12 protein-coding genes are annotated in these 12,731 nt (G+C 71.0%); 4 read left to right on the top strand and 8 right to left on the bottom strand.

The features are described 5' to 3' along the window. Positions 1-249: 249 nt before the first annotated feature. The 3 genes from KBX46_RS28595 to KBX46_RS28585 all read right to left on the bottom strand — a co-directional run bounded on the left by KBX46_RS28595 (position 250) and on the right by KBX46_RS28585 (position 2,640). Positions 250-1,122 carry a hypothetical protein gene (locus tag KBX46_RS28595; protein WP_210795042.1) on the bottom strand — a complete coding sequence of 291 codons (873 nt, stop codon included), beginning with the start codon at positions 1,120-1,122 and terminating at the stop codon, positions 250-252. Positions 1,123-1,256: 134 nt separating this feature from the next. After that, complete coding sequence (locus tag KBX46_RS28590; protein ID WP_210795040.1) at positions 1,257-1,859, bottom strand: hypothetical protein; 603 nt, start codon at positions 1,857-1,859, stop codon at positions 1,257-1,259. Positions 1,860-1,905: 46 nt separating this feature from the next. Beyond that, positions 1,906-2,640 carry a hypothetical protein gene (locus tag KBX46_RS28585; RefSeq protein WP_210795038.1) on the bottom strand — a complete coding sequence of 245 codons (735 nt, stop codon included), beginning with the start codon at positions 2,638-2,640 and terminating at the stop codon, positions 1,906-1,908. 69 nt (positions 2,641-2,709) lie between these two features. Between KBX46_RS28585 and KBX46_RS28580 the strand changes: the two genes are divergently transcribed. After that, entirely contained in the window at positions 2,710-3,795 is a 1,086-nt protein-coding gene (locus KBX46_RS28580; protein WP_210795036.1) for a Gfo/Idh/MocA family protein, read from the top strand. 32 nt (positions 3,796-3,827) lie between these two features. After that, entirely contained in the window at positions 3,828-5,108 is a 1,281-nt protein-coding gene (locus tag KBX46_RS28575; RefSeq protein WP_210795034.1) for a ferritin-like domain-containing protein, read from the top strand. Between the two features lie 296 nt (positions 5,109-5,404). Here the strand turns inward: KBX46_RS28575 and KBX46_RS28570 are convergent, their stop codons facing one another. Next, on the bottom strand, positions 5,405-6,292 hold the full coding sequence (locus KBX46_RS28570; RefSeq protein ID WP_210795032.1) for a DUF4352 domain-containing protein: 888 nt from the start codon (positions 6,290-6,292) through the stop codon (positions 5,405-5,407). A 148-nt stretch (positions 6,293-6,440) separates the two neighbouring features. Beyond that, the gene (locus tag KBX46_RS28565; RefSeq protein WP_210795030.1) at positions 6,441-7,097 is read right to left on the bottom strand and encodes a 4'-phosphopantetheinyl transferase; all 657 of its coding nucleotides are present in this window, start codon (positions 7,095-7,097) and stop codon (positions 6,441-6,443) included. Positions 7,098-7,299: 202 nt separating this feature from the next. Here KBX46_RS28565 and KBX46_RS28560 point away from each other — a divergent pair, with 202 nt between their 5' ends. Beyond that, entirely contained in the window at positions 7,300-7,569 is a 270-nt protein-coding gene (locus tag KBX46_RS28560) for a hypothetical protein (protein WP_088951411.1), read from the top strand. Positions 7,570-7,614: 45 nt separating this feature from the next. Here KBX46_RS28560 and KBX46_RS28555 read toward each other — a convergent pair whose 3' ends face one another. From KBX46_RS28555 to KBX46_RS28545, 3 genes are all read right to left on the bottom strand, one after another. Continuing rightward, a complete protein-coding gene (locus KBX46_RS28555) occupies positions 7,615-8,397 on the bottom strand; it encodes a peptidase (protein WP_210795029.1) in 783 nt (260 codons plus the stop codon). Next, positions 8,397-9,680: a VWA domain-containing protein gene (locus KBX46_RS28550; protein ID WP_210795026.1), complete on the bottom strand. Its 1,284-nt coding sequence runs from the start codon at positions 9,678-9,680 to the stop codon at positions 8,397-8,399. Before KBX46_RS28550 ends, KBX46_RS28555 begins: the two co-directional genes overlap by 1 nt. Before the next feature lie 402 nt (positions 9,681-10,082). Further along, a complete protein-coding gene (locus tag KBX46_RS28545) occupies positions 10,083-11,744 on the bottom strand; it encodes a dolichyl-phosphate-mannose--protein mannosyltransferase (protein ID WP_247668341.1) in 1,662 nt (553 codons plus the stop codon). 132 nt (positions 11,745-11,876) lie between these two features. Here KBX46_RS28545 and rsmI point away from each other — a divergent pair, with 132 nt between their 5' ends. Then, the gene (gene rsmI / locus KBX46_RS28540; protein ID WP_088951415.1) at positions 11,877-12,725 is read left to right on the top strand and encodes a 16S rRNA (cytidine(1402)-2'-O)-methyltransferase; all 849 of its coding nucleotides are present in this window, start codon (positions 11,877-11,879) and stop codon (positions 12,723-12,725) included. Positions 12,726-12,731: the final 6 nt, after the last annotated feature.

Genomic DNA, 12,731 nt, shown 5'->3' with positions numbered 1-12,731 from the left:
TGCTGGGCGAACACGCTGACGCCGCCCGGCACGGACCTCTCGACTCGACGCAGGAGCGGGCGTGGAGCCAGGTGTGGGCGAGCCGGCCGGATTACCGCCGTGTCCCGGCCGTGGGGTGGTTCACCGCCTAGGTGTGCTGTCCAGGGACGTTGGTCAACCAGGTCAAAGGCCGTTTCCGCTAGTCGGAGACGGCCTTTTCCGATCTTGTGTGGCAACGGTCGGCGGGTCGGGGCCATCCAGCTCGCCCGGTCAGGTCCACCTCAGCCTGGCGAGTTCTGCCCGGAACTCCTTCAGGCTGAAAGTCCCGCCCTCGGCGGGCGTCAGCCTCAGCGAGTACGTCACGTCCCCGACCTCCCACCGCACCTGCCAGGAGAGTTCCGGCCTGCCGGTGATGGTGCCCTCGCGTGAGCCGATGGAGACGGTGCCGACGGCTGCCGATGATTCCCCTCCGACCGTTCGGCCCGCACCCGTGAACAGCGTCGAGCCGTTCGGGCCGTTGTAGCCCTGACACAAGCCCTCATCGCAGTGACTCGAATGTGGACTCCACCTTTTGTCGGAGGCCAGGTCCGGCAGCTCGCGTTCGGAGAAGGTCGGTGGTGGCAGAGCACTGGCGGCGTCGCGGAGGACCCGATCGCCGAGGGGCTTCTGAAGCGACACGACGAGGGGCATCCGGATGCCGCTGGTCGAGCAGTCGTTGGCGTCGATGATGCGACCGTTGACCGCGACGACGACCTGGGTGTCCGTCTGCTCGGTGACCGTGGCCTGTGGTTGCACGACATCCTTGCAGCGCATGTCGGCGAGGCTGGCGTACACGGTGATGGTGGTGTCGTTGCGGGCGACCAGCGCCGCATTCCAGCCGATGGCCGACGTCACTGGCGGCGCTGCGGCCGGCGCCGTGTTCGCGGCCGGGGGTTGGGTCGTGGCCTGGTCGGGCACGCGGCGGCTGAGGAGGATGCCGCCAACGAGCGCGAGGGCGACGGTGACGCCCACCGCCGTGCCAACGACCCTCCGGTGACGGCCGACGTGATCCTCGCTGCCATTGCTCTTGGCGGGCCGTTCGTCGGTCTGCACAGCTTCCGTCCCCCCTGCCGGAACACGCGGAAACGGATCGTACGTGAGCATCCGCTGCTCCCGGGTCCCCTCGGATCGGCAGGTGGTCGGCCACCCCTACTGTCGGCTCGGTGACCTGCGGAAGCTGTTGCTCGTGGCGGCCTGGATGGTCCCGGTGGTGGCCGTCCTGGGCGTCGTCACCGGTATCAGGCCCTGCGCTCCATTGACACATCGCGCGGCCACCCGCCGAGATGCGCGAACTGGCGAAGGTAGCGCTCGCACCTCTGGGCAAAGTCCCCCGACTCCCGTGGTAGTCGAGTCGCCGTGACCATATGGCGCGGGTGGGTGTGGCCTGGCCGCAGCAGCTGGATCTGGTCGTCGGTGAACTCGCCGCCGGTGAGGTCGGCGACGGCAAGTGCCATGGCCAGCGCTACCACGACACTCACACACGTGCGGTAGGGGCTGAAGACGGCCTCCGGGACACCGCCGGTCTCGGTCTCGTGGTCGATGACCAGGAGCCAGGCACCGTCCGCGAAGCCCGAGACACCGATCTCAAGGTGGATCGAGGCCGGCATTCCGTTGGGCTCGCGTTCCAACGGGTCGCCGATGGTGGTCGACCGCAGTTCGGCCTCGTCGAGGCGGCGGCCGGAAGCGACGCGGCGTCCCTGCTCGTAACGTCGGTCGGTGAACACGCTCAGCTCAGGCGTCGTGTCCAGGCCGAGCAGCTCGGCCAGGGTGGCCTGCGCGGCGGTCACCATCTCGGCGAGCGAGATGGGTCTGGCCAGTGTTGCCTCAAGATCGACTGACATCCGAGCCTCCAGTCTTGTCGGGCAGTCCGGTGGTCGGTGCCACACGCTAGGAGAAGCGTTCGGTCGTCACGGGTATCAAGCCGTGCTGTCGTAGGACGTTGGTCAGGTCGCTCAGAGTCACGCCCACAGCCTCGGCCGCATCGGTGGTCAGCAGGACGGTCACGTCGAGACACCAGGCGAGGTGATGGCCGGCCCGCCGCAGTTCCCAGGTGATCTGGTCCGCACCCGTGTCGAGACGACCACTCGCGGCGGACGCGCTCGTGCCGCCCGCCGGTGTCCGCCAGGCTGTCCGCAGGCTCCTCAGCTGCTCGGCGTGGAGATCCTTGGCGAAGAGGACGCGGTACACCCGCCGCTCGTGGAAGCCGGCCGGCGGGTGTGCGGGGCCGAGCCGCAGCGGTGGAGCGCTGGCGATCGGGCGATGGTCGAGAAAGTGCGTACGGAGCACCGACTCGTCCGGCAGTCGCCCACCACCGAGCGAGCGGTAGGCCTCCTCGGCCTCCCAGCGGGAGGCGGGGACCACCCGCGACAGCAGCTCGGGGTCGGTGCGCATGGCGCGGCACAGCGCGGCGGAGCTCCACCAGCCGACCTCCGGCGTCCAGCCTGCGCTGTCCAGCCCCGTCGTGCTGAAGTCGTGGTGGCGGGTGAACTCCTCGACGAGGATGCCCTCCACAGTGGCCGTCGGTACGCGGCCGTCGGGTCGAGGTAGGACGAGGTAGTAATCCAGGGGCGGTCCCGCATCGGGCACCAGCACGGGTGCGGCGCGCAACGGGTCGATGGTCATCAGCACAACCGTAGCGAAGAAGGTGGCCCCGGAACGGTTAGCATCCGGACCTCTACGTGAGGAGCCCAGATGACTTCGGTGGCCCAGACCCGGTTCGGCATCGTCGGCAGTGGCTGGCGGGGTGAGTTCTTCCTGCGACTGGCTCGACTGCTGCCCGAGCGGATGCGGGTTACCGGGGTGGTGACGCGTACCGAATCGCGTGGTGCCGAGGTGGCGGCCGAGTGGGGCGTGCCGACCTTCCGCACGGCGGCCGACCTGCTGGCCCACGAGCGACCGGACTTCGTCATCGTGTCGGTGCCCTGGCCGGTGACTCCCGACGTGACCCGCGAGTTGGTCGCGGCCGGCGTGCCGGTGCTCGCCGAGACGCCGCCCGCCCCCGACCTGGCCGGGCTGCGCTCACTGTGGGCGGACGTCGGCGGCAGCGGTCTGGTGCAGGTCGCCGAGCAGTACCTGCTGATGCCGGGGCACGCGGCCCGCCTGGCGGTGGTCCGTGCCGGGGTGCTCGGCGAGCCGACGTCGGTGCAGATCTCCTCCACCCACCTGTACCACGCGGTGTCGCTGATCCGTGGCCTGCTCGGGGTTGGTCACGAGAGCGCCGAGGTCAGCGCGCGCGCCTTCGTCGCGCCGCTGGCCAACCCGCTGTCGCCGGCCGGCTGGAGCGGTGACGACACCCCGCAGCAGCTCTCCACGACCCTCGCGACAATCGACTTCGGCGGGCGGATGGGTTTGTACGACTTCACCGACAACCAGTGGTGGAACCCGCTGCGGACCCGCCGGTTGGTGGTGCGGGGTACGCGCGGTGAGCTGGTGGACGATCGGGTCGTCCGCCTGGTTGACCCCACCACGCCGGTGGAGTCGTCGCTGAGCCGACGCCAGACCGGTCTCGACCTCAACCTAGAAGGGCTCGACCTGAAGCACATCAGCTTCGACGGCGACGTGGTCTATCGCAACCCGTTCGTCGGCAGTGGGATGTCCGACGACGACATCGCGGTGGCCGACATCGTGGCCCGCACCGGTGCGTGGGCGCGGGAGGAGGGCCCGGCCCCGTATCCCCTCGCCGAAGCCTGCCAGGACCACCTGATCAGCCTCGCCATCGAAGAATCCGTACGCGCCGGCCGGCCGGTCGTCACCGACGCCGAGGCGTGGGGGCGGTAGCTCCACGATTGTGGAAGAACGGGGGAAACGACATGGGATTCGAGACCTGGGTACGCGAGTTCACCGAGAACGCCGAGCGTCGCCGAGAGGAGCCGGATCCACCGTGGGACGAGGGGAGTCCACTGTCGCGAGCACTCATTCGCAGCCTGCAGAGATTCCAGGCCGGTGAGGACGGCGACGGCGCGAACCTTATCCGGAAGAGCGCCAGTGCTGGTGATCCGAGCTACCTGGCGGCGGTGCGACTGTTCGTCGCCGAGGAGCAGAACCACGCCCGTCTCCTCAAGCAACTGCTGCTCAGCACGGGCGGGGATGTCATCGACGGTCACTGGACCGACCGGGTCTTCGTGGCGATTCGGCGCGCCCTGGGGTTGCGGCTGGAACTGATGACGCTGATGGTCGCCGAGGTGGTCGCGTTGCGCTACTACCGAGCCGTTCGCGACGGTACGGCCGATCCGCTGCTCACGGACGTGGGTGCCCGCATCCTGACCGACGAGCAGAGGCACGTGCCGTTCCACACCGAGCGGTTACGCGAGGCATGGGACGGGCGCAGCCGACCGGTACGGGCGGCGTTGGCCGCAGGGTGGTGGGCGTTGCTGCTCGGCGCCGTCGTCGTGGTCGCTTACGGGCACGGCGCCGCGCTGCGTCTGCTCGGTGTCGGCCGGCTCCGGTTCATCGCCGATACCGCGACGCTGTTCCGGCCGGTCGTACGGGAGGTGCTGTTCGTTCCTCGCCGAGAGGTTCGCCTGACCACCCCCACGACCGAGGCCGAGCAGCCCGAGATGGCTTCGACGGTTCGGAGAACCAGGACGCGGCTCTGGCGTTGGGGCACGATCCTGCTGGTGATCGCCGGATTGGCGGTGGCGCTCTACCCGCCCGCGCACTTCTGGGGTCCGAGGCCCTATCGGCACCCGGACGGGCTGTTCGGTGTGACCCGGGGCGACTTCGAGGACGACATACTGCCGCACTACGAGGTCAGCCTGCCGTGTGACGTGGACGGCCTCCGGTACAGCAACGCCGAGGACATGACCGGACCGATGGGCCAGCTGTACCTGCACTTCACCACGTCCCAGGGATGCCTGGACCGGATCCTTGACGGCTGGGCCGCCGTACCGGCAGAGCCATCGACGATGGCACCGACCGATCCCGGTTTCCCGCTTCCCGCCGCGGCCATTCCGGGCACGATCGGGTGGCGCTTCGACGCGCCGTCTTACCAGGTCTACCGACGCGAGGGGGACGTCGTGACCGGAGACGTGGTGGTGGTGCGCGACGGCAGGCAGCTCAGCGTGTATCTTCTCGCTCGCTACGCCTACTGACGACGCCGGCGACAGGTCCGGCAGCTCCACTTTGTCGCTTCGGCGACAGTGCGCAACCGTGAAGCCCATCCAGCTGTGCAACCGGTATCAGTCACCGCCCGGAAGCGCTCGGGCCGATCACGGGGAGCACGGTCGAGGTGCTCGATGCCCCGGTCGACGCCCAGCCGAGTGGGATCACGGACAACGGGACCATCGTCGGTAGCGCCGGGCCGGCGCGCTGGACCGGCTGCTGACCCACCGACTCGCGACAGCGTGAGGCCGGCCCGTAGGGGCCGGCCTCACGTCGTGTCAGCGCGTCACGGCTTCCAGGAGCCGGCGGTCTCGAACCTGTGCTGGTACTCCAGCACCCCCGACGTGTCGGGTACGTCGAACACCACGCTGCCGGTGCGCCTGGTGCCGGCAGTCAGATCATCGGCGGGGGGCATCGGTTTGCCGCACCCGGAGAAGGCCCCGGCGATCGCGTTGGCCTCGGTGCCGTCGGCGGCCACCCACTCGAAGAAGAGCGGGTTCGCCGAAGCGGTGCCCTTGGTGACGGTCAGTGTCACGTCGGCGATCACGTACATGCCCTCGTCGGGCTTGAGGCCGTAGGGAGCGCACGGCTTGGTGGCGGTGCTGAACTTCGTCACGGTGATCTCGATGGTGCCGCCGTCGCCATCGATGACCAGGGTGTCTCCGGGTGCCATGTTGCGAGTGTCGCCGCTGGCCGTCGACGAGGGGGCTTTGGCCGACGGCTGCGCCGTGCCCCGGGTCGCCGCGGGGGTGGGGCGTGCCTCGGTCACCTTGTCCGCAGCCCGGTTGGTGCCGATGACGACCGCCACGATGGCGCCGGCGCAGCTGAGGAGGGTGAGGACGGCCGCGGTGATGGCGACGGCCACGACTGTCCTCTTGGAGCCCTGCGTCGGTGCCGCCGGCGGTGCGAGGAGTGGATGACCCGGCCCGCCGATTGCCGGGTGACCTCCGCCAGCGCCGACGTACCCACCGCCGGCCGTCGGGTACGCGGTGCCCGAGAACGGCGGCTGCGACGCGCTCCCCGCCGCGGACCACGGGCTGGGCGGCAGTGGTGTCTGCGAAACCGTCGACTCGACAGTGGACTGCGGCTGTGTCGCGGGGGACGGCTGCGTCGGTGGCTCCGGGTTCGGGTGCTGGGGGTCCTGCGGCCCGGCGGGGGGCTGGGGGTGGGTCACCGTACTCCTTGACGCCTCGGTACGTGCGGTTCGGGAACCCGCCGACGCTACCGTGCGTGGCCGATCGCCCGGTCGCCGCGCCGGATTCCGTCCCACCGTCGGCGGCGACCCTCGCTTCGATCCGGTCAGCCTGGACGGTGTCCGGGAATCAGCCCAGCGGGAGCACTGCGGCGGTGCGGACCAGCCCGCCGGCGACCACGAACCGGCCGGCGATGGTTGTCGGCGGAGCGTCGACCGCCGCAGCGTCCACCCGGGCCGGTGCGATGCGGGCCGTGAACGTGCCGGCGTCCGGGTCGACGTCGAGCTGGGCGTCACGGAAGCCGAGCCACGTCCCGACCACCGGGTACCACACCTTGTAGACGGTCTCCTTGGCGCTGAACAGGACGACCGGCCAGGAGATGTCGCCGGGCAGCCGTGCGCAGAGGGCCTCCTCCTCGGGCAGCAGCACCATTCTGCGTACTCCCGGATCGACCTCGTGGTGCTGCTCGGCGTCCATTCCGACGGATCGGACATCGGTGGTGAGCGCCGCCGCGGCGGCGCAGTAGCCGGTGGTGTGGGTGATGGTGCCGACCACCCCGGCCGGCCAGACGGGCGCGCGGTCGGGGGCGGCCGGCACGGCGGTCGGTGGCAGGCCGAGACCGGTCATGGCCCGACGGGCGCAGGCCCTCCCAGCGGCGAAGTCCCGCCGACGGGTCTGCACGGCCCGCTCGCTGAGGCACGCCTGCTCGGCGGGGAGCAGTTCGCCGACCCAGTCGTCCGGCCCGGCCACGGCCACGGCGACTGTCGACGGCAGCAGGTCACGCATCGCGGCAGCCTACTGGTCGGTGGGAGCAGCGGCTCCTGTCAACCGTCAGATTTCCGACTCCCACGACGGGAGAAGGTACCGCAAAGATGTAACACCGGAGGGACGTGCAGCGCGCCCTCCCTGATGGCTCCGGGGGGACCACCATCAAGAACTGGTCGGGCAGGGCAGCCACCAGTCCCGTGGACATCTGGAAGGACGTGCGATGACCGATGGTGCGGAACGGTCGGGGGTGCGGGTGGACGATCACGCCCCGAAGACCCCCTGCTGGAGCTGCGGCTCCTGTGGCGACGAGTGGCCGTGCGCGACGAAGCGCAGTCGGCTGCTGGCGGAGTACGGGAGTGACCGCGCGATGCTCAGCGTCTATCTGGGTTCCTGTCTCGCCGCCGCCACGGAGGATCTGCGCGCCGCGCCGGTGATGTCGCTCCAGAGTCGGTTCATCGGCTGGTTGCCACGCGGCTCCCGCCGGGGTTGAGCCGCTGGTGGCCCCACCTTCGGGCAGGGCCACCAGCGGGGCGGTTCAGCGACGCCGGGGCCGCCTGGTCACCGCGAAGCCGACGACGCCGGCCACCGCGGCGAGCACGCCGCCGATGGCGGTCCAGACCCACCGCGAGCCGAGATTCGGCAACCAGTCCGCCAGCGAGTCACCGTCGTCGCCAGCTTCCGGGTCCGCCACGGGTACGGCGTTGAGCACCGTGCCCGCCTTGGTGTTCGGCACCAGCGGCGCTGCCAACTCACCGTCGTCGGCCGAGGCGCCCCGGTCGGCGACCGTGCCGACCAGCAGGTCCACGTCGATCGGTGCGCCCAGATCCGGCTCGGGCAGATCGATCACGGAGAGCCTGATGACGTACGTGCCGGGCAGTGGATCGGCCGACCAGGGCTCCGCCCACGGTCGTACCTCGCGCAACGTGCAGCCCAGCGCCACGCTCGACGCCTTGGCGTCCACGGTCGGGGTCTGCGCCCCGGCCGTGCACGCCTGCCGCCGGCGCAGCCCGTCGAACACGTCGACCGTCCAGGTGGAGGCGCCGCTGCGCCCCTTCGGGAAGGTGACGGTGGCGGTGATCTCGTGCACCTGGCCGGCTTTCGCCGGGAACGCCCAGTAGAGGTGGTCGCCGATCGACGCGTCCACCCGTACCGGTTGCCCCGCGGCGATCGGGGTGGCGCTGAGGAACGACGTGCCGGCCCGATTCACCGGCGTGGCGCCCGGGGAGGGGCTCGGGGCGGCGACGGCCGAGGCGGGGAGCAGCGCGGCCCCGCCGGCGGCGAGCAGCGCCGCCAGCGATCGGAACAGGGCGGTACGCATCAGTTCTCCCTCCAGGTGGCGACCCACCAGCGCGTGAGCAGCCCGGCGATCAGGCCGGTGAGCAGCCCGGCGACGGTGAGCAGGGCGAGCAGCACCCAGCCTCGACCGAGGTCCGGGCCGTCCGGTGCCGGTGCGGCGGCGACCACGTCGATGGTCAACTCCACAGGCATGCCCGGGGTGGCCGCAGTGCCGGGGCGCGGGGCGAACGAGTTGCTCACCACCAGGCAGACGGTGGTGGGTTCGACGACCGGCGCGGAACTCTCCTCGGCCTTCGCGGCATCCTCGTCGTCGGCGCTGGCCGACCAGCGCAGCCCGGCGGAGAGCACATCGGCCCGCCCGCTGCCGGCGTCAGCGCCGCGAACCAGTTCCCGGCCGTCCGCTGCGGTGGCCCTCAGCAGGACCCCGTAGTCCCGGTTCACTCCTCGGTCCAGCGCCATGCTCACCGACGCGCGCAGCTCCTGCCCGGGGCGTACCGGCACCCGGTAGTAGCGGTGCTCGGAGAAGGCCTCCCGGTCGGCGTAGACGCCGGGGGCGAGCAGCGGCGCCGAGTCGCAGACGTTCGTGCCGCCGACCACCGTCGGGGCGCGGGTGTTCGTGTCGCCGGCCCGCTCGACGAGCTGTTTGATCCGTCCGGTCAGCTCCTCGGCGCTCTGTGCGGCGGTGTAGGTGCCGCCGGTCGCGCTGGCGATGCAGAGCAGCTGCTTTCGGACCTTCTCGTCGGGGGCCAGACCGAGGGTGTCGACGACCAGGCTGGTGCCCTGGGCGGCCAGCTCCCGGGCCACCTCGCACGGGTCCGGCGGGGCGCAGGTGTCCTCGCCGTCGGTGATCAGCACGATCCGTCGGGTGGTGGCCCCTCGGCCCAGGTCCTCCGCGGCGGAGCGCAGTGCGAGGCCGACCGGTGTGAACCCGGTCGGCCGCAGCGTCGCCACGGCAGCTTTGGCCGCGGACCGGTCCACCGGGCCGACCGGCACGATCTGCTGAGTGTCCTGGCAGCCGACCTTCTTGTCCTTGCCGCGGTAGGTCGCGCCGAGCACCCGGATGCCGAGCTGGGTCTCCGCCGGCAGCGCGTCGACGACCTCGTTGAAGGCCTGCTGGGCAACGGAGATCCGGCTGCGCCCGTCGATGTCGGCGGCGCGCATCGAGCCACTGACGTCGAGCACCAGCTCGACCCGGGGCGGCTCGGGCACCGGCTCGTCGTCGGCCTGCGCCGGGGCGGGCCCGGCCAGTGCGGTGGTCGCCAGCAGCCCGAGAAGGACCGCCGTCGATCGTCTGAAGTTGATCACGGCCCGCAGTGTAGTGAGATCCACTTTGGATGATCGTCTGGGTGGGCGTGGATCGGACCCCGGTGCCTCCGGCCAGGTCGATGACCACCTCCGACCTTGCCTTTCCGCGCTCTGGGTCCACGCCAGGTCACCCTCGGTCAACTGCAGGCGGGTACGAGTCGGCCCGGCCACCATCCGTCGGAAATCTGACCCAAGTTGACCCGTTGTGCCGGTGGTGCGCGGTGGTTAAGCTCTTCATGCGCGCCCCAATCGCCCGCTTCCCCCGTGGCAGGCGATCGGGGCGCGCGTCTTTGTCGAAAGGCCCCGCACGGTCACAGTGCCCGCAGGGTCACAGAAGGGCCCGCACGCTTCGGCGTGCGGGCCCTTCTTCGTCGCGCTGTGCGGCGCGTCGCCTGTCGGTGCTTATATCCACCGACCGTCGAGCCACATCCGGGACAGCCAGTCTGAGTACGGAATCACCTTGCCGACGAAGATCGGATAGAAGTACGCGAAGCAGAGCCCCACCAGCAGCACATACGCCCCGGCCGCGATGCTGCCCACCAGTCGACGTTCGTAGCTCGGGTCGCCGGGCACCAGCGGCGCCACCTCACCCACGTCACCCCCGGCGGGCGCGATCAGCGCGCCGAGCACGTACACCACGGCAAGCACCAGGAACGGCAGCGCCGGCGCGGCGTAGAACGAGAACATCGTGCGGCCGTCGAGGGCGAACCAGAACCAGGGCAGCAGCCCGGCCGCCACGGTCAGCAGGATCGCGCCGGCCCGCCAGTCGCGGCGGGCCAGACCCAGCCAGGCCAGCGCCGCCAGGGCGGGCAGGAACGACCACCAGAGCAGTGGGGTGCCGAGCAGCAGGATCTCGGAGGCGCAGGTCGGTGCGCCGCAGGCGCCGTCACCGGACCAGTGGAACGCCACCGGCCGGCCGAGCAGCAGCCACTGCCACGGCCACGACTGGTATTTGTGCGCGTCGTCGAGCTGGGCGTGGAAGCCGTACGCCGCCCGGTGGTATTCGAAGAGGTTGATCAGCGGCCCGATCACCGGGCGGTCGCTGAGCGGGGCGCTCGGGTAGGCCGACGCGAGCCGGTAGTAGCCGTCGTCGGTGAGCAGCCAGCCCGACCAGGTGGCGACATAGGTGGCCAGCATGAGCACACCGGCGAGGACCAACCAGGGCAGCTCGTCGAGCACTGTGTCCCGCCAGGGCCGGCGGACCCCCGCCGAGCGGCGGCCGCCGACCTCCCAGAGGATCACCAGCAGCGCGAAGACCGGTACGAAGTACAGAGCGCTCCACTTGACCGCGCAGGCGCAGCCGATCAACACCCCGGCTGCCAGCCGCCACCACGGCCAGGTGCGCCAACCGGTCGGCGGCCGGCCGGCACGGCCCGGTTGGCTCGGGTCGAGCCCGTCGTCCAGGGCCCGCGCCCAGCGCCTGCGGCGGGCGTCCCGATCGAGCACCAACGCGCCGAACGCGGCCAACACGAAGAAGAGCAGGAAGATGTCGAGCAGCGCAGTGCGGGACAGCACCAGGTGGAAACCGTCCAGGGCGAGCAGCAGGCCGGCCGCGCAGCCGAGCACCGTCGAGCGGAACATCCGCCGACCGATGCGGACCAGCAGCAACACCGACAGGGTGCCGATCACGGCCGCCGAGAACCGCCAGCCGAACTCCGGCGTGGTGGTCATCAGGTGCCCGGGTACGGAGACCTTCGAATCCGCGTCCTGGTAGCCGAAGGCCCACTCGCCGAGGCCGATGAGCCACTTGCCCAGCGGCGGGTGCACGACGTACGACGGGACGTTGTCCTTGTAGTTCCACTCGACGCCGCGGGAGATCAGCCCGTAGCCGTCCTTGGCGTAGTAGGTCTCGTCGAAGATCTTGGTCTTGATGCTGGACAGCCCGACGAAGCGCAGGATCGCCGCGATGGCCACCACCACCGCCGTGGCCAGCCAGGAGAACCGGTCCACCTGGCTGTCGACGGTGGCGAACCTTCGCCGGAGCGCGGCGGACACGCCACCGCCACCGGCACTCGGTGCCGCCGGCTCCTGGTTGGGGCTGGGCTCGCCCGTCACCTCGACCATCTTGGCAGGCTCGGCGCTCGGGCTCTGCGCTGTCGACGCACTCGTCACCCGGCGATCGTAGGCTGCCAAGGTGTCCTGTGGCGCCCGTCGTCCCTGATACCGGTATTCGCTGTCGATGAAGGAGACGAATTCGTGGGTGAAAAGTCCGAAGCTGGGCGCCTGATCCTGCTCGGTGCCCCGCTCGGCAACCCCGCCGACGCCTCGGCCCGGCTCCGGGAGGTGCTGAGCACCGCCGACGTGGTCGCAGCCGAGGACACTCGCCGGCTGACCCGGCTGGCCCGCGACCTCGACATCACGGTCGGCGGCCGGATCGTCTCCTACTTCGAGGGCAACGAAGAGCGGCGCACCCCCGAGCTGGTCGAGGTCATCCTGAGCGGGTACGTGGTGGCACTGGTCACCGACGGGGGGATGCCGAGCGTCTCCGACCCCGGCTACCGGCTGGTCCGGGCCGCACTGGACGTCGGGGCGCCGGTCACCGTCGCCCCCGGGCCCAGCGCGGTCACCACCGCGCTGGCGGTCTCCGGGTTGCCCTGTGACCGGTTCTGCTTCGAGGGCTTCCTGCCCCGCACCCCCGGCGCCCGGCGAACCCGCCTGCGCGCGCTCGCCGCCGAGGAACGCACGCTGGTCTTCTTCGAGGCCCCGCACCGGATCGGTGCGGCTCTCACCGACCTCGCCGACACGTTCGGCGCGGACCGGCCAGCCGCACTCTGCCGGGAGCTCACCAAGACCTACGAGGAGGTGCTCCGCCGTCCCCTCGGCGAGCTGGCCCGGTGGGCCGCCGAGGGAGACCCGCGCGGCGAGATCACTCTGGTGGTGGCCGGTGCGCCGGTGATCGCACCGGAACGCCCTGACGACGACACCCTGCGCGCGGCCGTCGCCGAGCGGGAGGCCGCCGGCCGGTCCCGCCGGGACGCCATCACCGACGTCGCCACCGAGTACGCGCTGCGCCGACGCGACGTCTACACCATCGTGCACAGCTGACCCGGG

Origin of the sequence: Micromonospora sp. C81 (assembly GCF_018070425.1) — a bacterium.
Taxonomy (GTDB): Bacteria; Actinomycetota; Actinomycetes; order Mycobacteriales; family Micromonosporaceae; genus Micromonospora; species Micromonospora zamorensis.
The sequence above is the reverse complement of the archived record's forward strand: the minus strand, read 5'-3'. Positions and strand labels throughout refer to the sequence as shown.